The sequence below is a fragment of the Streptomyces sp. NPDC028314 genome (assembly GCF_055565795.1).
The window spans coordinates 194,139-213,106 of sequence record NZ_JBVHTP010000001.1; the positions used below are offsets into that span (position 1 = coordinate 194,139).

The 18,968-nt window shown below is 71.1% G+C and carries 18 protein-coding genes and 1 pseudogene; 11 read left to right on the top strand and 8 right to left on the bottom strand.

Annotated elements, in window-relative coordinates:
• Window positions 1–64: 64 nt before the first annotated feature.
• A complete protein-coding gene (locus tag ACZ4TG_RS00910) occupies window positions 65–1,762 on the top strand; it encodes an Imm49 family immunity protein (RefSeq protein WP_468159164.1) in 1,698 nt (565 codons plus the stop codon).
• A gap of 155 nt (window positions 1,763–1,917) precedes the next feature.
• Window positions 1,918–2,238 carry a hypothetical protein gene (locus ACZ4TG_RS00915; RefSeq protein ID WP_468159165.1) on the top strand — a complete coding sequence of 107 codons (321 nt, stop codon included), beginning with the start codon at window positions 1,918–1,920 and terminating at the stop codon, window positions 2,236–2,238.
• 42 nt (window positions 2,239–2,280) lie between these two features.
• Here the strand turns inward: ACZ4TG_RS00915 and ACZ4TG_RS00920 are convergent, their stop codons facing one another.
• The gene (locus ACZ4TG_RS00920; protein WP_468159166.1) at window positions 2,281–2,937 is read right to left on the bottom strand and encodes a maleylpyruvate isomerase N-terminal domain-containing protein; all 657 of its coding nucleotides are present in this window, start codon (window positions 2,935–2,937) and stop codon (window positions 2,281–2,283) included.
• A 98-nt stretch (window positions 2,938–3,035) separates the two neighbouring features.
• On the bottom strand, window positions 3,036–5,825 hold the full coding sequence (locus ACZ4TG_RS00925; RefSeq protein ID WP_468159167.1) for an NACHT domain-containing protein: 2,790 nt from the start codon (window positions 5,823–5,825) through the stop codon (window positions 3,036–3,038).
• Between the two features lie 136 nt (window positions 5,826–5,961).
• Between ACZ4TG_RS00925 and ACZ4TG_RS00930 the strand changes: the two genes are divergently transcribed.
• Window positions 5,962–6,393 (top strand): putative quinol monooxygenase, encoded by a 432-nt coding sequence (locus tag ACZ4TG_RS00930; RefSeq protein ID WP_468159168.1) that lies wholly within the window; start codon window positions 5,962–5,964, stop codon window positions 6,391–6,393.
• Window positions 6,394–6,491: 98 nt separating this feature from the next.
• Here the strand turns inward: ACZ4TG_RS00930 and ACZ4TG_RS00935 are convergent, their stop codons facing one another.
• Window positions 6,492–8,405, bottom strand: a complete 1,914-nt coding sequence (locus tag ACZ4TG_RS00935; RefSeq protein ID WP_468159169.1) for a serine/threonine-protein kinase — start codon at window positions 8,403–8,405, stop codon at window positions 6,492–6,494.
• A 155-nt stretch (window positions 8,406–8,560) separates the two neighbouring features.
• Here ACZ4TG_RS00935 and ACZ4TG_RS00940 point away from each other — a divergent pair, with 155 nt between their 5' ends.
• The 3 genes and pseudogenes from ACZ4TG_RS00940 to ACZ4TG_RS00950 all read left to right on the top strand — a co-directional run.
• Entirely contained in the window at window positions 8,561–8,749 is a 189-nt protein-coding gene (locus ACZ4TG_RS00940; protein WP_468159170.1) for a hypothetical protein, read from the top strand.
• A 79-nt stretch (window positions 8,750–8,828) separates the two neighbouring features.
• Window positions 8,829–9,341: a VOC family protein gene (locus ACZ4TG_RS00945; RefSeq protein ID WP_468159171.1), complete on the top strand. Its 513-nt coding sequence runs from the start codon at window positions 8,829–8,831 to the stop codon at window positions 9,339–9,341.
• Window positions 9,342–9,411: 70 nt separating this feature from the next.
• Window positions 9,412–9,839: pseudogene (locus tag ACZ4TG_RS00950) on the top strand (helix-turn-helix domain-containing protein); the annotation flags it as partial.
• 68 nt (window positions 9,840–9,907) lie between these two features.
• Here ACZ4TG_RS00950 and ACZ4TG_RS00955 read toward each other — a convergent pair.
• On the bottom strand, window positions 9,908–10,339 hold the full coding sequence (locus tag ACZ4TG_RS00955) for a VOC family protein (RefSeq protein ID WP_468159172.1): 432 nt from the start codon (window positions 10,337–10,339) through the stop codon (window positions 9,908–9,910).
• Window positions 10,340–10,663: 324 nt separating this feature from the next.
• Here ACZ4TG_RS00955 and ACZ4TG_RS00960 point away from each other — a divergent pair, with 324 nt between their 5' ends.
• Both ACZ4TG_RS00960 and ACZ4TG_RS00965 read left to right on the top strand, forming a co-directional pair.
• Window positions 10,664–11,068, top strand: a complete 405-nt coding sequence (locus ACZ4TG_RS00960; protein ID WP_468159173.1) for a hypothetical protein — start codon at window positions 10,664–10,666, stop codon at window positions 11,066–11,068.
• A gap of 109 nt (window positions 11,069–11,177) precedes the next feature.
• On the top strand, window positions 11,178–12,809 hold the full coding sequence (locus ACZ4TG_RS00965; protein ID WP_468159174.1) for a sensor histidine kinase: 1,632 nt from the start codon (window positions 11,178–11,180) through the stop codon (window positions 12,807–12,809).
• Window positions 12,810–12,815: 6 nt separating this feature from the next.
• Here ACZ4TG_RS00965 and ACZ4TG_RS00970 read toward each other — a convergent pair whose 3' ends face one another.
• Together ACZ4TG_RS00970 and ACZ4TG_RS00975 are read right to left on the bottom strand one after the other, a co-directional pair.
• Complete coding sequence (locus ACZ4TG_RS00970) at window positions 12,816–13,613, bottom strand: ABC transporter permease (protein ID WP_468159175.1); 798 nt, start codon at window positions 13,611–13,613, stop codon at window positions 12,816–12,818.
• Entirely contained in the window at window positions 13,610–14,554 is a 945-nt protein-coding gene (locus ACZ4TG_RS00975; RefSeq protein WP_468159176.1) for an ATP-binding cassette domain-containing protein, read from the bottom strand. The genes ACZ4TG_RS00970 and ACZ4TG_RS00975 overlap by 4 nt, the downstream gene beginning before the upstream one ends.
• Window positions 14,555–14,710: 156 nt before the next feature.
• Here ACZ4TG_RS00975 and ACZ4TG_RS00980 point away from each other — a divergent pair, with 156 nt between their 5' ends.
• The gene (locus ACZ4TG_RS00980) at window positions 14,711–15,373 is read left to right on the top strand and encodes a response regulator (RefSeq protein WP_468159177.1); all 663 of its coding nucleotides are present in this window, start codon (window positions 14,711–14,713) and stop codon (window positions 15,371–15,373) included.
• A gap of 36 nt (window positions 15,374–15,409) precedes the next feature.
• On the opposite strand, the gene ACZ4TG_RS00985 is transcribed toward ACZ4TG_RS00980, so the two are convergent.
• Window positions 15,410–16,357: an oxidoreductase gene (locus ACZ4TG_RS00985; protein ID WP_468159761.1), complete on the bottom strand. Its 948-nt coding sequence runs from the start codon at window positions 16,355–16,357 to the stop codon at window positions 15,410–15,412.
• Between the two features lie 128 nt (window positions 16,358–16,485).
• Here ACZ4TG_RS00985 and ACZ4TG_RS00990 point away from each other — a divergent pair, with 128 nt between their 5' ends.
• Together ACZ4TG_RS00990 and ACZ4TG_RS00995 are read left to right on the top strand one after the other, a co-directional pair.
• Window positions 16,486–17,094, top strand: coding sequence for a TetR family transcriptional regulator (locus tag ACZ4TG_RS00990; RefSeq protein WP_468159178.1), 609 nt, complete (start codon window positions 16,486–16,488; stop codon window positions 17,092–17,094).
• A 235-nt stretch (window positions 17,095–17,329) separates the two neighbouring features.
• A complete protein-coding gene (locus ACZ4TG_RS00995) occupies window positions 17,330–17,818 on the top strand; it encodes a hypothetical protein (RefSeq protein WP_468159179.1) in 489 nt (162 codons plus the stop codon).
• Between the two features lie 173 nt (window positions 17,819–17,991).
• On the opposite strand, the gene ACZ4TG_RS01000 is transcribed toward ACZ4TG_RS00995, so the two are convergent.
• The gene (locus ACZ4TG_RS01000) at window positions 17,992–18,804 is read right to left on the bottom strand and encodes a hypothetical protein (protein ID WP_468159180.1); all 813 of its coding nucleotides are present in this window, start codon (window positions 18,802–18,804) and stop codon (window positions 17,992–17,994) included.
• Window positions 18,805–18,968: the final 164 nt, after the last annotated feature.

Genomic DNA, 18,968 nt, shown 5'->3' on the forward strand with positions numbered 1-18,968 from the left:
GGCACCCCGGCGCGCGGTCCCGGCCGGTTATGCCGTCGCGCACGCTCCTCGTACAGTCGTACGGGTGAACCGAGACGACGCCCCTGACACCACGGACGCCCCCGACTCCGGCCTGCCGATGCTGACGGCCACTCAGGCCACCTACCTGCGGCAACTCGCCGCCCCCTACGCCCAGGACGGCCTCCACCACTCCCTGCACAACCTCGCGTACGCCTGCCGCCAGGCGTCGGCGGCCCACTGGCCCCACCTGGTCGCCGAGCACTTCGCCGTTCTGCGGCAGGCGAGCCGCGGTGGCGAGAGCGCCGAGGAGCTGCTGCGTGGTGTGCACGCCCGGTTGCTGCCCGTCGACTCGCTCACACCGGACCTTGCCCAGAACCTGCGCTACGCGCGCGTGGTGGCCGACGGGCTCGTCTTCGCCTATGCCCTCGACACACCCACCAGCGTACGGATCCTCACCGACGAGGACGTGGAGCGTGCCGGGCTGCGAGAGCTGGGGCAGGCGGCGTACGCGAACCTGATGCGCGTGCCCGTCGAGCACGAGGAGGTGTCCGTGGCGGGGCGGGCGAGGCTGCACGTCGTCCACGGCGACTCCCATTTCGTCGCCGGCAAGGCGCTGTTCCTGTCCGAGGCGGCCCGGCAGCTCACCGGCGAGCCGCTCCCGGACGCCGGGGCGCTGGTCGCCGTCCCGAACCGGCACCAGCTGGCATACCACCCGATCACCGACGGCTCCGTGGCCGATGCCCTCAACGGCCTGGCCTCGTACGCCCTCGGCGCCTACGAGGACGGGGCCGGCGCGCTGTCCCCGCGGGTCTACTGGTGGTACGAGGGCAGCCTGACCTCCCTCACGGTCATCGACGAGGAGACCCGTACCTTCTCCCTGCAGCCTCCGGCGGAGCTGCTCGGTCTGATGAAGGGCCTGGTCCGCCTCGACCGCGCCGGGCGGATCGCCACGCCTGCCGCGGCCCAGGCCCCGGACGTCGCCGCACTCGCTCAGACCGCGTTCGAGTCGACGGCGCGCCTCGGCCAGGACCCGGCCGGGCTGGGCGACGCCTTCACCTCCGCCGTCGCCCTCGCCCACGCGCGCTGCGCCGCCGACCCGAAGGCGGCGGACATCGACACCTGGGACGCGTGGGCCACGGCCGTACAACTCGGCTCCGCGCTGTTCACCGGCTCGCAGCCGCAGCAGTGCCACCTGGGCGGCGACCTGGTCGCTCAGCTGCCCGCCACACCCGCCGCACCGCCCGCGGACGCCCGCGCCTGGCTCGACGCCCTCTACCTGGCGATCGTGTGCCGCCAGCCGGAGCGGATCGGCCGGCTGTGCCAAGTGCCGCTGGCGACGCTGGAACGGGACGACTCCGTCGACGAGTACGTCGTGCGCTGGATCGACACCCTGCAGACCTACTTCTCCGGTCCCTCCATGGACCCCGTCGTGGAGAAGCTGCTCGCCACCATGCAGACGTCCATGCCGGAGAACCGGACGCACGCGCCGAAGGACTACGTGAACCGGATCGACTACCAGCCGGTCGCCCTCTTCCACCGCCTCATCGCGCGCGACCACGACGCCTTCGCCGGGACGCTCGCCGAAGCCCTCGCGGAACACGGCGGCTACTGGGGCGAATCGGCGGCGCCGCGCGCCCGGGCGGCCCTCGGGCCCCTCGCGATGGCGTGCCTGGCCTACGACTACGCGTTCCCGGTCGCCAAGGACCAGCCGTATCTGCCCACGTATCTCCTCAACCGTGAACGGATCGAGGACATCCCCTGACGCAGCGCCCGCCGGGAGCCGCTCCCGGCGGAAACCTCTCGTTCGAAGCGCGTCGAGTCAAGGGTGGTGGCCGGGTGTTGGTCGGAGTCGAAGCAGTTCGCAAGGATGTGCGGGGGCCCACCAGGGTCCGAGTGCACTCGGCGGTGGGCACTGCTGTGGCGCTCTGGCGGGGTGCCCCGGAGGCACTGGACGGTGAACACCACCACGTCGAGTGGAGCGTCGACGAGGACCTCGCCTGGGCGGTGAACACCTGGCCGGCCACATCCGCCGCGCCCGGGCTGCGGGAGGACGGCGACCGCGTCGTCCTCCGGGGCCGGTTGAGTCTCACCGAGGACGGCGCGGCCGTCCTGGAGCTGGGTGGCACGTCGATCCTCTTCGACCTCACCGGACCGGCTCCGCCGGAAGGTGCCGACGGGTCGTGGGTGGAGGTTCGGGTCGGGCGGGACGCCGTCAGTGTCTGGCCCTACCGGCTCTGACGCCGTCCTGCCCGTGTCGGTGGGGCCCGTTCAGCCGGGCGGTCATCCGAGGACGAGCGGGAGCCCGGCCGCCAGCTCCCCCAGTCCGGCCCTCTCCGCGTCGGTCGGGGTGCGGCGTCCGGTGCCGATCAGCAACGCGTCCTCGTCGGAGAACGACGCGGGGAACGCGAACCCGGCGATCTTCTCCAGCATCTCGCGGGTCCGGGCGAGCCCCTCGGCGGAGGGGCCCGGCACGTCCGGGAGGTGCGCGACCAGGTCGAGGTGGTGCAGCGTCCACTCCAGGACGTACGCGCGGAGGTAGTCGCCCGCGGTGAGGACCTCGTCGCGGGTGCCGACCCGCAGGTGTGGGTCGGCGAGTTCGGCGGCGCGGCCGGCGGCGGAGCCGACGTCGTCGAGGTGGAACTTGAGCAGTGACGGCTCCTGGTACGCGGCTGCCAGCCGGACGGTCAGCGCGTCGAGGGGGTCGTCACCGGTCGGCGGAGCTTCGGCGACCTCCCAGTAGGTCACCGCGTCGCGGGTCGGCTCCTTGTCGGCCGGGGTGACGAGGGTGATCAGGACGTCCTGTGCGTCGATGATCAGGTGGCACACCAGGTCCCGTACGAGCCAGCCGGTACAGCCGGAGGGCTGTGCGAAGGCCTCGTCCGGGAGCTCGGCGACCGCCGCGCGCAATGCCGTCCACGAGCGTGAGAAGAGATCCATGGCGCCGATACTGCCAGGCGTCGGGTTGGACAGCCCTCCTCCCACGGCCTGTGGCCCGCCCGCCCGACCCGCCCGACGCGATCAGGACGCGGCCCGGGTCAGCCACTGCGGGTGAAGACCAATCCGAAACCGCGCCCGGCGCGGTGCAGGGCGCGGCACTGCCAGTGGAGGTACAGGGTCTGCGCGATCTGTTCGTGCAGCCCTTCGTCCCCGTCGACCTGGAGTCGCAATTCCCGCACCTGCGTGCTCGTCCTCAGCCGCTTGAGGAAGGAGCCCACCTCGTCGATCCCCAGGACGTAGTCCGCCCGCAGGGTGAGCGTCCGCACCGAGGGGAAGGCCTCTTCCAGGGATTCGAGGTCGACCTCCCACAGTTGGCTCGTGGTCGTGAGCCGCTCGACGGACCTCCGGGTGGCCGACGGCCACCCCGCCATCAGCTGCCAGGGCGTGAGCGAGCAGTCCGGACAGGACACTTCGGCATGCACGCTGGCCACAGCAGGCAGAACGAGGCCCTGGAACGCCTGGTGCTCAACGGCTCCGATCACCGACAGGTGCTCCAGCGACGCGGGGACCGTCAGCCCGCTCAGGTCCGGTGCGGGATCCACCAGGTACAGGGACTGCAAGCCGTGCAGCGAAGCGATGGCCTCGTAGCCCGCGACGTGCCCGTGTACCTCCAGGACGGTGGGACCGGGCAGGCAGGACAGGTGACGGACCAGGCCGGCGTCCACGAGGAGATGCCTGATCCGGGGTAACGCGGACAGCACGACCCGGGCGTATTCACCACGGTCGAACTCCCGCCACATGTCGATGAGTTGCTCCTCGACGGCGGGCCCGAGGTGTCTGGCGTACCGGGCCAGGACACGCATCGCGGGCGCCCCGCCGACCAGGCGGCAGGTGTGCAGGATCGCCTCGATCTCGTACGGGTGCAGCTCGGCTTCGGGGCCGGGCATGTGATCGAGCGCCACCTCGCCGAGATTGGCGAGCGCGGCGGCCTGCTGCATGTCCTGGGGCGGAATCAGTTCCTGTGCCCTCTTCTGCGCTTCGCGCCGCAGGGCGAGGTCGAGGGTCGGGGCACTGCCCGCGCAGTCGATGGCGAGTACGGTCAGCCGTACCCGGTGGGCCCTTTCCCGACGGGCCCGCTTCAGCAGGGCCTTGACGAGGTGATTGCGCTCGGCGTCGCGCGCCTGCCCGGAGGCCATGACGACGACGTCCTGCCACTGGTCCTCGTGGGCGTGCTTGATCAGGAAGTTGAGGTCGTTGTCGTTGAGCAGCTGATGGGCGGCGAGGTACTCCTGGAACGTGCGGTGCACGAAGTCGACGCGGCCTGCGGCGGGCGCCCTCAGCAGGCCTGTGCGCACGAGGAGTTGATGGGCGACGGCCGCGGCGTCCAGCGCCTCGTCCGGCGTCTGCGCCAGATAGCTGCTGACCCGTTCGGCCATCTGCTCCATGGAGATCTCGGTGAAGTCATTGCGGATCATCCAGTAGGCGAGCTTCTTGAGGATCATCTCCTGGACGCCGCTGCTCAGCTGGATGCTCGCCCCGGTGATCCTCCGGTGCTGGTCACGCCGTACGAGAAGCATTTCCAGGGCCGCCTCGAACAGCTTCAACCGGTCGTCCGGCAGCTGCATCTCCCGGTCCCAGTGGAGGGCGCACAGCAAGGCGCACAACAGTGGGTTGCTGCCCAGCCTCCGCAGTTCACGGCGTTCGGACAGGCTCCGCACGAGCGCCTTCTCGTGCTGCTCCAGACGCTCCCTCTCCCGTTCCTCGCTCATGGCCGTGCGCATGGTGGAGTGCCAGTGCGTGATGAAGAGGTTCTGGTCCGAGAGACTCATGGGAGTCAGTTCGAGGGAGAGGAAGTCCGAATCGGTCAGCCACCGGCTGTCGATGGCGGCCTGACGGGACGTGATCACGTACCGGCATTTCGGATAGGCGCCGGTGATCTCCCTCAGCCAGCCGCGGACTTCCTCCCGCCGCCCGCTCGGAAGCTCGTCGACCCCGTCGATCAGCACGGTGCAGTGCCCTGAGTCGAGTGTGCGGCGCACGAAGTTCTCGGGTGCGCCTCCGGCCAGTGTCCGCGCCGAGTACTCCATGAACTCCTCGGGCGTGGGCAACTCCCGCCCGGCGAAATGACGCAGTGGGAGGAAGAAGGGCACGGCGTGGTTCCAGCTGCGCATGGCTTCCGGCAGCGTGCCGCGAACGGATCCGATGGCGATCCACTTCAGCAGCGTCGTCTTGCCCGAACCGGCGTCGCCCCTGATCAGGACCCGGGTCGAGGAGGCGATCGCGTCCTCCACCCGCAGCGGCCCCTCGCGGTCCCGGTGCGGGACGACCGGCCCGTGCGAGGTGGCGCTCAGGCTGATGTACGAGGTGCTCATCCGGTAGCTGAAGTCCTGCTGCTGAAGCGTGACCCCGAAGAGCTCCATCCGGTCGAGCGACGCCGCCAGACACTCGTGGTACTTGCCCAGAAAGGCTTCTTCCTCCTCGCTCCGCCGCCTGGTGCGCTCCCAGTCGGCGTCCGCCGGAAGGTCTTCCGCGGCCGTCACGATGATCTTGGCCAGTTGCTCGTCGGCCTTGGCCTGGCCCCAGCGGTCCATGCACTCCTTGCGTGTCGCCGCCATGACGCTCCCGCCCCCGCCGGCGTGCAGGACGCACGCCTGGGCGATGGCCGTCGCGACGTCGATCGAGGGCAGGGTCCGCCCCTGGAACGCCTTGCTGAGTGTGGAACGCGGGACGTGATGGCCGCGGGGTACGAGCTTGGTCAGGTGGGAGAGCCGGTCCAGGGTCGGATTGCCGTAGGTGGCCCTGACCTTGGCGAGCCATGCGGCGAACGAAGCTGCAGGTGGCAGGACTTGGGGGTCATCCGTCTTTCGTTCCCCCCGCTCGACGGTCACAGGCGCTCCCTCTTCGTCCACGACATTCCCTCATTCTCCACCGTGCTGGATTCCTTGGGGCCGCTCCGCGCCAATGGGTCCTGCGGCGGCCGATCCGGGACCGCCCGAAGACGCGTGATCGAGGAGAGTGCGGACTGTGGAGATCTTGAATGCCGTCGCCTGCGGCCTGGCGGTAGCGGCCTCGCTGTTGGACATCGCGCTCGGCCTGCGCGACAGGCGGCCCTGGCCGATTCTCCGGCCAGGGCCGCTGGGTACTCTTCACCGCATGTCACAGCCCGTACAACTCGTCATCCAGATCACCACCCTTCCGGGCCGCGGCCCGGAGCAGATCGCCGCGTTCGAGCGTCTCGCGCCGCTCGTGCGTGCCGAAGAGGGTTGCCTGCAGTACGACATGCACCAGGTGAGCGGGGACCCTGACCGCTTCGTCCTCATCGAACGGTGGTCGTCGAAGGCCGCGCTCGCCGCACACGATGCCACCGCGCACATGATCGAAGCCGACGCGGCCGGCCCGGCGTTCCGGGCGGGCCCCGCAGAGGTCGTCGAGCTCGTCGCAAAACCCCTGGCCTGACCGCACCGACAACAACGAGCGCGGCCCCGACGGAGCGGCCTCGGCGTCCCCCGGCCGAGACCTCCCCCGCCCGTCGACGACCGCCAGTGGCTATGCGTCTAGGCCTGCCTCGTCCAGCGCTGCGATGCCTCCCCGCCGCACGTTGTGGTGATCAGGCCACTGCTCATGCCCAGATCGAGGCATCCGCCGCCGTACTCGCTGCGGAGGCTGCCGCCCGATCCGGTACGCCACAGCCGGCCGATGTCCTGCGCGCAGTCGCCCACGAAGACGGCCTGGCCGAGTCCGTTGGAGTACAGGCACTGGCCGCCCTGCTGGTTGACGAGTTTGAAGCTGCCGTCCGATCTGCCCTGTACGGTCCACCGTGCGCTCGCGTCGGAGCAGCTGCCGGAGTCCGAGGCGCCGAAGACCTGGGTGATGCACTCGCTGTTGTTGCCGTTCCGGTAGCGGTAGGTGCCGGAGTCGGGGGTCTTGGGCGGTACGGGGGCGGTGGACGCGCCGCCGCCGGGGGGACGGGGAGTGCCGGCGCCGCCCGGGTTTCCGCCGTTCGCGGAACCGCCCGCGGCGGTCTGTGTGCCGCCGCCGCCCGCACCCCCGGGGCCCTGGCCGGTTCCGGGCACCGGGCCGGTTCCGGGGCCCTGGCCGGTTCCGGTTCCGGTTCCGCCGACGGGCCCGGGCTGGGGCCCGCCCGCCGCCGCCTGGCCGCCGTCCTTGCCGTCCTCCCCGTGGTTGTCCTGGGCCGGGGACTGACCGGGAGAGGCCGTACCCGCCGGGGTTCCGCTCCCCGTCGCCGGCAGGGGGTTGGCGGGGGCCGAGACCGGGGCGGACGAACCGCCCTGAGCGCCGGCCTGCGGCGAGTTCGTGTACGGCAGGTGCTGGATGGCCAGTGTCGTGCCGCCCGCGACCACGACGACCGGGACGACGGCCAGCAGGACCCGGGTACGGCGGCGGCGCTCGGACCGCTGCGGACCGGACGCGGCCGCGGGAGCCGGCTCGGGGGCGGGCTCGGACCCGGGCTTGGTGTCCGGCTTCGGCACGGGGTCCTTCGCCGGTTCCGTCGCCTTGCCGCCGAGCGGCAGGGTCGGTACGTCGATCTCCTGCACGTTCGCCGCGAAGGCGGTCCGCTCGCTCAGGCGCTCGGTGATGGCCGCCGGCCACAGCGGGCCGGTGGACGGGCCCTGCCCGGCGGCCCGTTCGAGGAGTTCGGCGGCGGTCGGACGGCCCTCGGGATCCTTGTCGAGGCAGGCCTCGACGAGCTCGGCGAGCTCGGGATCCAGCTCCCGCAGCGGCTCCAGGTCCGGCTCCTCGTGGACGATGCGGTACAGCACGCCGTGCCCGGACTCCTCACCGAACGGGGGTCGGCCGCAGGCCGCGTAGGCGAGCACCGAACCCAGTGCGAACACGTCCGTGGCGCCGCTCACCTGGCGTTTCCCGGAGGCCTGTTCAGGCGCCATGTAGGCGGGGGTGCCCACCACCATGCCCGTGCGGGTCAGCTGGCTCTGTTCGGCGGCCCGGGCGATGCCGAAGTCGATGAGGGTGAGACCGTCGAGGGTCAGCATGACGTTGGACGGCTTGAGGTCCCGGTGGACCATGTCCAGTCCGTGCACCGAGGCCAGGCCGGCCGCCGCCTCGCGCAACAGCAGCCACAGCGCGTCGGCGGGGAGCGGGCCGCCGTACAGCTCCAGGGCCTTGCTCAGCGTGAGCCCGGGGATGTACGCGGTGGCGAACCACGGCGGCTGGGCGGTGCGGTCGCTGGCCAGCAGCGGGGCGGTGGCCGCAGCGGGCAGCCGGGAAAGGTTGTCCAGCTCGTGCCCGAAACGTCGCAGGAAGTCCGCGTCCTCGCCCACGACGGAGGCCAGCAGCTGCTTGACGGCGACGTAACGCCCTTCGTGGACCCCGAGGTACACCCGCCCCATGCCGCCGACCCCGAGCCGGCCCGCCAGCGGGATCGACCCGATCCGGCGCGGATCCCCCGCCTCCAGCGGCTCGGCCCCGCTCCCCCTCAGCTCTAACACGTCAGCCCCATCAGAATTGGAATCAGATTCCAGAAACCTACCTGATGGCCCGGGCAGCACACCATGCCAACGCCCCCCGCCCGCAGGGCACTACACCCCTCTCCGCGCCCCGGGCGCCGTACCGCGCTCCCGGGTGAGCGCGCATAATCGATGCCATGGGAGCGCCCGAGCCGGTGAAGCACCCCCTCGCCGGTGCCGGCGAGCTGACGTACTCGGTCGCCTTCGATGCGCCGCAGTACGACAGCGGCGGGGACGGCCCGTATCGCAAGGCCCGGATCTGGGGGCGGTACCTGCGGCCCGAGAAGCCCGGTGCTCCGGACCCGTCACTCCGGGGCCCCATCTAGGCCGGGATCTGGCCTAGATGGGGTCTAGCGTGGCCCTCACGCCACGGCCGCGCCGTACGGCCACACTGGATGGAGGGTCATGAGCACCGAGGTTCAGCCGATTCCCGCCGGCTATCACACCGTCACACCGTGGATCATCGCCAGGGGCGTGGCCAAGCTGATCGACTTCCTGATCGAGGCGTTCGGGGCGACCGAGGAGGGCCTGGTCCACAACGAGGACGGATCGATCGGCCACGCCGAGGTACGGATCGGCGACTCGGTGGTGATGCTGTTCGACGCCAAGGAGGAGTGGCCGGACACGCCGAGCTTCATCCGGCTGTACGTCGAGGACGGGGACTTGGTGTACCGGCGCGCGCTGTCGGCGGGAGCCGTCTCGGTGACCGGCATGACGGAGCTCTTCTTCGGGGACCGGGTGGGGCGGGTGCGCGACCCCTGGGGCAACCTCTGGTGGATCCAGACGCACGTGAAGGACGTGTCGCCACAGGACATGTGGGTCTTGGCCCAGGATCCCGAGCAGAGTGACGCCATGCGCCGGGTCCAGTCCTCCCTGGACCGGGAACTCAGCGGCCGGCGCTCGGCCGAGCCCCGTTGAGACCAGGTGCGCGGGGCCCCTCGGGGCGCCCGGCCCAAGGGTTGTCCCGTAAGTGATCTCGCCCTGCAACTGGCGCACGAACCTGACGATGCGCGAACTCGCCCATTGTTCGGCATCTCGAAATCGGCGGCCGACCGCATCATCGACCAGCTCGGCCCGCTCATCGCATTCCAGCCTCGGCGCCGGTTCGCCAAGGACACCGCGCTGGTGGTCGACGGCACCCTGGCGCCTACCCGGGACCACAGCATCGCTTTGCCCGGCAATCGCAACGACTGCCGGGCATGGGAGGAGTCTGGCGCGAAGGCCGCCGCGGGCAGGACCCTCACGATGGCCGACGGCGGCTATCCGGGCAGCGGCCTCCTCATGCCCCACCGCCGCACCCCGGGCAAAGAGTTGCCGGGCTGGAAGATCCTCCGCGACTGCCGTCTCACGGGCGACGGGGTCCGACACGCCATGCTCGGCATCGCCCGACTGCACAACCTCGCTCTCACGGGATAGCTTCTGCCGCGTACGAGACCTGAGAGGTCCCCGGGAGACGGCTCCCCCCTCGCAGTCTCGGAGGAGGATCAGGCGAGGCAGAACTCGTTGCCCTCGATGTCCTGCATCGTGATGCACGACTCGTTGACGCCATCGGCTCGCTGCGTCAGCACGTGTTTCGCGCCGAGCGCCATCAGCCGTGCACATTCGGCCTCGAGTGTGGCCAGGCGCTCGTCACCCACGAGCCCGGTGCCGGCCCGCACATCGAGATGCACCCGGTTCTTGACGACCTTGCCTTCGGGAACTCGCTGGAAGAGCAAGCGCGGGGCCACACCCGAGGGATCAGCGCACGCGAAGTAGACCTCGTCCTCGGGCGGCAGCGAGAGGTGGTACTCCTCCCACGTGGCAAAGCCCTCCGGGACCGTCGGTACGACGTACCCCAGCACCTCGCACCAGAAGGCGGCGAGGCGCGCAGGCTCCGCGCAGTCGAAGGTCACTTGGAACTGCTTGATCGTTGACATCGGCGCACGATAACAGGGGCCCTGCTCATCTCCCCGGGCGGGTGGATCCACACGTTGCCGGGAGGACGGCCCCTGCCATCCGCTGCCGTGTCGTGCGGTCACAGGGGTGAACCGAGGCCGGCGCCTCCGTCGCGGACGCCCACGAGGCGTACGGCGACCGGGAAGGCCACAACTATGCTGATCACCTCTCGGACCTCGTGAACAACGAGTACGGCCGCCCGATGGGGGGACGCGATCACCGGGGAGTCAAAGAACTACATGACGGGTGGGAACCATGCCCGACCCAGTGACTTCGAGTAACCCGCTCCAGAAGGGAGATGTCGGATGAGGAGTGGCGTCCGTTTCCTGATCGGCTCACTGGCGGCCGTCCTACCGCTGGCGGTGTCCTGCACCGTGCAGACCGACGAGGACAGGGCGCGGCATGTCGTCGGGTCCTGGAGGTCGCCGACCCTGGGCACGATCCAGTTCCTCGAGGACGGTGCGCTCGGAGAGATGAGCCTGCCTCGCAGCGTGTGTCACAAGGGGTCGTGGTCAGCCGACACGAAGTTCACCGGTACCTGGCGACCCTGGCATCTGGACTCCGTCGGGCCGGCTACGGAGGTCAAGTTGACGGCCGCCGCCGGTGGCCCGACGTGCGACCTGTTCTTCCTGTACTCCACGGATCAAGGTCAGGCAGAGCTGGACCTGGCCTATGCCCCGGAGGGTAGCGAGCCCTTCGTCCGGCAGTAGACCAGCAGACCGGTCATCGCGGAGAACCTGAGCCGATGGCGGACCCCGCTCTTTCTGGCTCTCTGGGTTCTGGACTTCTTGTTCCTCGGTAGCCTCGGGCCGGGACGCGATGTGTGGGGGTGCGCTGGTGAAGGCGGGTGCGGTACGGGCGGTCGCGGGCGGCGCGGTGGTGTGGGCCGGGCTTTCGGCCGCCGGTCTGCTGTGGCATGTGGAGCGCGGCGGGTCCGCGCCGCTGGTGTCCGTGGTGCTGGCCCTGGTGGTGCCGGCCTTGGTGGTGGGGCTCGGACGAAGGCGGCCCGGCGGCGGCGTGTTCGTCGCCAACGCGTTCTGCGCGCTCGGCCTGGCTTCCGACCGTACGCCGGCGAACCCGTACCTGCTGTCCCTGGCCGTGGCGGCCTTCCTCCTCGGAACGGGGCCGACGGGCACGAAGCCGGCGGGCCCGGGGCCCGCTCGCACGAGTGCGGGGCCGCTCGTACTGGCCGGCTGCCTCGCCGCCGACGTGGCGCTGTGCGCCCTGCTGGGCGTCGACTCCGTGCACTGGATCTACGCCCTGAGCTTCGTGCCGGCGGCCCTGCTGCTCCCCTGGCTCTTCGGACGGTACTGGCAGGCCCGGCACGCGCTGGTGCAGGGCGGCTGGCAGCGGGCGCGCAGCCTGGAGGAGCAGCAGGAACTCGTGGCGGACCGGGCGCGGCTGCGGGAGCGGGCGCGGATCGCGGCCGACATGCACGATTCGCTCGGGCACGAGCTCAGTCTCATCGCGTTGCGCGCGGGCGCCCTGGAGCTGTCACCGGCGCTGGGCGGCCAGGACCGTGAGGACGTGGCACAGCTGCGTGCGAGTGTGGCGGATGCGGTCGAGCACCTGCGGGAGACCATCGGCGTGCTGCGCGAGGGGATGGAGACGCAGCCGGCTACGGCGCCGTCCGAGTCTCTGGCGCAGCTCGTGGCACGGGTTGCGGGGTCCGGGGTCGCCGTGGACCTGGAGGGGGCCGGCGAGGTGGAGCCCGGGCTCCCGCCGTTGATCGACCGGGCGCTGTACCGGGTGGTGCAGGAGTCGTTGACGAACGCCGTCAAGCACGCGCCCGGAAGCCGGATCCGGGTGCGGATCCGGCGGGACGCGGGGCGCGCCGAGGTGACGGTGTCCAATGGGGCGCCGCCCTCGGGGCCCCGGCCGGGTGGCGTGTCCGGCGGCCACGGGCTGGCGGGTCTGACGGAGCGGGTCCGGGTGCTGGGCGGCAGCCTGCGGGCGCAGCCGTACGAAGGCGGGTTCCAGGTGCGCGCGGTCCTGCCGGACCGGGTCGGCGCCGACCTGTCGAGTGCCCTCGGCGCGCCGCTCGGCGGGCGGACGGGAGCGGCCTCGGCGTCGTCGCGCCAGTTCGGCGCCGCCCGGCGCCGTGCGGGTCTTCGCTTCGCCCTCGCGTTCGGCGTCCCGGGGGTCTTCGGCCTCGTCGCGCTGGCTTCCGCCGCCGTTCTCGCCCACCGGCTGACCACGAGCGTGTTGCCCCCGGCGCGGTACGAGGCGTTGCGCGTCGGGGCCGCGTGGGGCGGCGGAGAGGTGGCGCTGCCGCGGCACGCGTTCCGCTATCCGTCCGACCACATGAAGGCGCAGCCCGCGCCCGAGGGCACGGACTGCGCGTTCTACCGTTCGGGCAGCAGCCTCTGGGACCAGGTGGACGTGTACCGGCTGTGCTGGTCGGGTTCCACGCTGGTCGCCAAGGACGTCTTCCCCGGCGGGACTTCGTAGGGTGCGTCACGCATCGCGTCGGCGCAGGACGAGTCGGCCGGTCAGGTGGCCGGCCGCGGCCCAGGCGAGCAGGATCAGCACGGACGCCGCCCGCGGGTAGGGAGCCGTGGAGCCGGCCAGCATGAGGTACTGGCCGGCGGTCTGCGGCAGGTAGTCGTTCAGGGTCAGCAGCACCTCGCCGCCGAGTCCGGTGCACATGCTCGGCAGGGCGGAGATCACGGCGAACAACACCGTGAGTGCGCCGGCCGAGGCCCTGAGGGCGAATGCCGTCCCCACCGTGAGCAGGGCGATCAGGGCGCAGTACAGGCCCATCGCCAGCAGCTGGCCCACGGACGTGGCCGCGTCGAAGGTGGCGTGACCGCGGAACGGCGCCCAGGCCACCGCCATGCCCAGCACCCCGAAGAGCACTCCGGCGGCGAACGCCACCGTGGCGGCCACGATGCACTTCGCCACCTGCATGCGGTGCCGGACCGGTACCCACAGCAGGGACGCGCGCACGCTGCCGGTGGCGTACTCGCTCGTCACCGTGATCATGGCCAGTACGACGACCGCGAACTGGACGAGGAGCAGGGACGTCACCGGGGCGTTGCCCACGGCCTGGAGGGGCTTGTCGTTGATCCGGGCGATCGAGCCGTAGTAGAAGGCGAAGATCCCCGTGGCGACGGCGCCCGTCAGCAGGCATGCGTACGGGGAGCGCAGCGAGCGGAGCTTCACCCACTCGGCGGCGATGGCACCCCGTCGGCCGCCTCCGGCGTACGGGCGGCCGGGCGCGGTGGCGTCGGCTGTGGTCGGCACGGGGCTCACACCGTCACCTTCTCGGCCGCGCGGGCAGTGCCGGAACCGAACTCCACGCTGCGTGCGGTCAGTTCCATGTAGGCCTGCTCCAGGGACACCGACTCGGCGCGGAGTTCGTGCAGCCGGATGCCCAGCCGGTGGGCCAGATCGCCGACTTCGGCGAGGGTGCTGTCCTTGATGACGAGCATTTCCTCCGCGGTCGTCTCGGCCCGCGCTCCGGCGTGCTCGGCCAGCGCGGCGGCCAGGGTGTGCCGCTGGCGGGTGTCGGGGACCATGGCGTGCACGGTGGCCGTGGAGTGGGCTTGCAGCAACTGCGCCATGGGCTGGTCCGCGAGCAGCCGGCCCTTTCCGATGACGACGAGCTGGTCGGCCGTCAGCTGCATCTCGCTCATCAGGTGGCTGGAGAGGAGCACGGTCCGGCCCTGTGCGGCCTGGTTCCGTACGAGCTCGCGTATCCAGCGCACCCCGTCCGGGTCGAGGCCGTTCACCGGCTCGTCGAAGATGAGCACCTTCGGGTCGCCGAGCAGAGCGCCCGCGACACCGAGGCGCTGGTACATCCCCAGGGAGAAGGCTCCGGCGCGCCGGCGGGCCACTGCGGCGATTCCGACCATCTCCAGGACCTCGTCCACCCGCCGGGCGGGGATGCCGTTGCTGCGGGCCTGCGCGAGGAGGTGGCTGCGTGCCGAACGCGCCGGGTGCAGGGCCTTCGCGTCGAGGAGGGCCCCGACCTCCCGGAGGGGGTGGCGCAGCGAGGCGTACGGCTTGCCGTCGATGAGGGCTTCGCCCGCGGTGGGGCGGTCCAGGCCCAGGATCATCCGCATGGTGGTGGACTTGCCCGCTCCGTTCGGGCCGAGGAAGCCGGTCACCCGGCCTTCCTCGATGTCGAGCGTGAGGTCGTCCACGGCGACGGTTTCGCCGTATCTCTTCGTCAGGCCGCTGAGCGTGATCACGATGTCCTCCTGTGGTTTCCGTACTGCTCAGACGGTAGGAGCGACGGCCGCTGCGGGGCATCGGCCGCCCGGTGGTGATCACACCCCCTACTTTCGTCGGGGGTCCTCCGCCGATGGTCGCGGCCTGCGGGTCGAACGGGTGATTAGGCTGTGCTGATGGTGCGCGTGCTGGTGGCAGACGATGAAGCGATGGTGCGAGCGGGGATCCGGGCGATCCTGAGCCGGGACCCCGAGGTCGAAGTCGTCGCCGAGGCCGCGGACGGGCTGGAGGCCGTCGACGCGGTCCGCGCGCACCGGCCCGCGGTGGTGCTGCTGGACATACAGATGCCGCGGCTCGACGGGATCGCGGCGGCCGAGCGGATCCACCGGCAGCTGCCGGGCACCGCGGTGATCATGCTGACCACCTTCGGCGAGGACGCCTTCATCGACCGGGCGCTGCGGGCCGGCGCCGACGGATTCCTGCTGAAGGCGGACGACCCGAGGGAACTGCTGGCGGGGGTGCACGCGGTCGCCGCCGGTGGTGCCTACCTGTCGCCGCGGGTGGCCGCCCGTGTGGTGAGCGGCCTTCGCTCCGGACGAGTGGCGGGCGCGGGGCCGGGCGGGCGGGCCCTGGAGCAGCTGACGGAGCGGGAGAACGCCGTACTCGCCCTGGTCGGCGCGGGCTTGTCGAACGCGGAGATCGCGGCCCGGCTGAGTCTGGTCGAAGGCACGGTCAAGGCCCACGTCAGCGCCGTCCTGGGCAAGCTCGGGGCACGCAACCGGGTGGAGGCGGCCCTGGCGGCCTGGGAGAACGGGCTGATGGGAGACCGGGACGGCTGAGCGGAGGCCGACCGTCGACGGCCCGTCGGGACCGCGTCAGGGCAGGGCCGGAATCAAGAACCGCGTATCGGTGAGGCGTTCCGACAGCTCCCACAACCGGCGCCCGGTCTCGGGATCGGCCGCCGCGGGGAACAGCTTCACCTCCGTCGGCGTGCCACGCAGTTCGCCCATGCCGTCGGGCCCGATGAACCGGCCGCTCTCCACGCCCGGGGCGGTCGCCGCGTGGAGCTGGGGCAGCGCCCCCTGCCGCGGGGACTGGGCGAGGGGGGTGAGGATGCGGCCGTACAGCAGCTTCACCAGGCCGCTCGGCGCGCTCGTCTGGAGGTTGGTCGACGTGTAGCCGGGATGGGCGAGGATGCTGCGCACCGGGCTGTCGGCGGCGGTCAGCCGCCGGTGCAGTTCCCGGCCGAAGACGGCATTGGCGAACTTCGACTGGTTGTAGAAGGCCATGGGTGCGTACCCGCGTTCGCCCGTGATGTCGTCGAAGTGGATCCGGCCCTTGCGGTGGTTGAGCGAGGTCACCGTGACCACACGCGGGTCGTGGCCGACCGCCAGGAGGTCGAACAGCAGCCCGGTGAGTGCGAAATGGCCGAGGTGGTTGGAGGCGAACTGCAACTCGTGGCCCTGTGCGCTGAGCGTCCTCGGCGGCGCCATGACACCGGCGTTGTTGATGAGTACGTCCACGCGCTGGTGGTCCGCGTGCATGCGGCGCGCGAAGGCCCGGACCGACTCCAGATCGGCCAGGTCGAGGCGGCGCACTTCGAGGCCGGCCCCCGGCTGTTCGGCGATGATGCGCGCCGCCACCTGCCGGCCCTTCGCCTCGTCACGTACCGCGAGGATCACGTGGCCGCCCTGCCGGGCGAGCGCCTGGGTGGTCGCCAGGCCGAGTCCGCTGTTCGCCCCGGTCACGACGAAGACGCGCTCGGCGGGGGCCGGGGTGTGTTCGGAAAGGTCGTGCCGCTCCTGTGCCATGTCCTGCGTCATGCGCTGCCTCATGTCCTGGCTCATGTCCTGACTCATGTCCCGTGTCATGCGGCACAGAATGTCTCTGATGGCACTTGGTGTCAACATGCTTCCGAGTGTCACGGACGGCATTGCGCTACGATGGCGCGATGAAACCCCGCCCTGACATCACCATGGCCGAGCGCAAGCGTCAGCTCGTCTCGAACGAGCTGACCGAGGCGGCTCTGCAGCTACTGGCGCTGAAGGGGTTCGACGCGGTCACCGTCGACGAGATCGTCGCCGCGGCCGGGGTGTCCAAGCGGACCTTCTTCCGGTACTTCGCCTCCAAGGAGGACGTGGTCGTCCGGTTCCTGGCGGATCTGGGGACCGGAATGCACGCGGAGCTGGCCGCCCGCCCCGCCGACGAGCGGCCCTCGGTGGCGCTGCGGCACGCCGTCTCGGTCCCCCTCGCCGTCTGCGCCGACCACTCCGACAGGGCGCTGCGAGTGGTGCAGCTGATCCTGCGCACCCCTGCCCTGCACGCCCGGTTCCTGGAACGCCAGGCTCAGTGGCGCCAGGACCTCACCGCGGAACTCGGCCGCCGCGCCGGGCGCGCGCCCGAGGGCGATCTGTATCCGGAGCTGGCCGCCGGCATGGCGATCACGGCCTTCGACGCCGTCCTGCACCGGTGGAGCGGCAGCGACGGCGCCGACGACCCCACGGTGATGCTCGACCGGGCCTTCGCCGTCATCGCCCCGGCGCTGGACACCGTCGGGTAGCAACCCCGGACCGGGAGGGGGAGGATGGGAGAGCGGGCACCTGCGCATACCGGTGCTGCCGGAAAGGCCCGAGGCCTCCCGGAGGTCGAGGGCAGCCGGCACTGGCGATCACTGGCGATCCCCCATGACCACACGGCATGACCACACGGCGTCCATCCGTGCCGGGAGCGAGCCGAGTCGCTGCGTCGACGTGACCCGTTTCCGCGTTCCCTGTGGTCCTCATCGGGAGGAAGCAATGAACCGACGTACTCGTCTCACCCTGCTCAGCCCCCTCGTGGCTGTCCCACTGACCCTGGGTCCGGCCGCATTCGCCTGGGCTTCGGCGCCTGCGGCCGCCCCCGCCGCAACCTGTTCCTTGTCGGGTGTCCTGGCCGACGGCACGGTGAACGTCTCCGGTGGCGGATTCGAGGCGGGACAGTCCGCGTTGCTCTCCTCGCCGACCGCTGCCGGCGGAGAGTTCAAGATGGATGCCAACGGCGGCTTCACGATCACCAAGAAGGAGAAGGCCCAGTACACCGTCACGCAGAACAACCAGGTGACCCAGTGCAGTGGCGGCGGCGATACGACGACGACACCGAGCGGCACCACCTTCAAGGCCGGCATCGTGGCCGGCTGGGATGCCGTCAAGGGCAATTGTGGCGCCAAGGCCCCGGCGAGCGGCAACAAGCAGTTCCTGGACGGCTGGAACAAGGGCGCCTCGGTCGCGCGGCAGGCGTTCTGCTGACGGCCGCCCTCCCGCGGCATCGCCGCGCTCGTGGTGAAGCAGCGTGCGCGCACGCGTTCGGGGGCGGCCCCCGCAGCGCCCGGATGGCCGGCCCCCTGAGAGCAGACACCGGACGGGGTGTGCTGCTCCGGCGGGACGCCGACGCCGACTGCCGCCCCGGACGGGGGACCAGTTCAGGCGGTGGCGGGCACCTGTGCCTCCTCGGTCTTGCGGACCGCTGCCTCCTCTGACGCGGCGGCCGGAGCCTCAGCGGCCCCGGCGGTGTGCTGGAACGCCGTGTAGTAGACGGTGGAACCCTGCTTGACGCGCTCGGCCCTGCTCCGGGCCACCAGACGCTCGGTGTTCGTGCGCACGAGGCTGTTGCTGAGGCTGCGGCCCGGGTACGCGGCCGTCAGAGCCTCGGTGATCTCACCGGTCGTCTTGGGCTCGGACTGGCCGCTCAGGTGCTGGTGGATCAGCTCCGTCAGGGGGAGCTGCTTCTCCTGCGACTTCGGCTGTGCCTTTTCCTGTGCCTTTTCCTGCGCCTTCTCCTGCGGCTTTTCCAGCGCCTTCGCCTGCGTCGTGTCGGACTCCTTCGCCGGAGCCTTTGCGTCGCTCACCTTCTTGGCGGCTGCCTTCGTGGCGGTCGCCTTCGTGGAAGTCGCCTTCGTGGAAGTCGCCTTCTTCGCAGTTGTCTTGGCGGCAGTGGTCTTCTTCGTGTCGGTGGCGGCCCCGGTCTGCTTCGCCGCCGTCTTCCTCGCGGTGGTCTTCGCGGGCGTCGCGGTCTTCTGGCCGGTGCGCGGGCCGGGCACCGCGACGGCGGTGTCGCCGAGGGCCGAACGCATGCCGACCAGGAGTTCGTGGTCCTGGCTCAGCGCGGTCAGGCGCTCCTGCAGGGAGGCGATCTCCTCGCGCACCCTTTCCTGCTCCGCGGTGTTCCGGTCGAGGTCGGCCGTGACCTTCTCGGCGTACTGGGACTTGAGGGTGGGAATCTCCTGAGCGGGCATGAGGGCTCCTCGATTGAAGTGTTGGGTGCGGACTCTACCCAAGTCACCTGTGAATTGTGCTGGTGTTGGCTGTTGTGCGGTCTCGTCCTGTTGCCGACGTCCACACTGTGCACCGTCGAACTCGTCGGCCGGGGGGAACCCGTAGCGGACCGCGCACGACCACC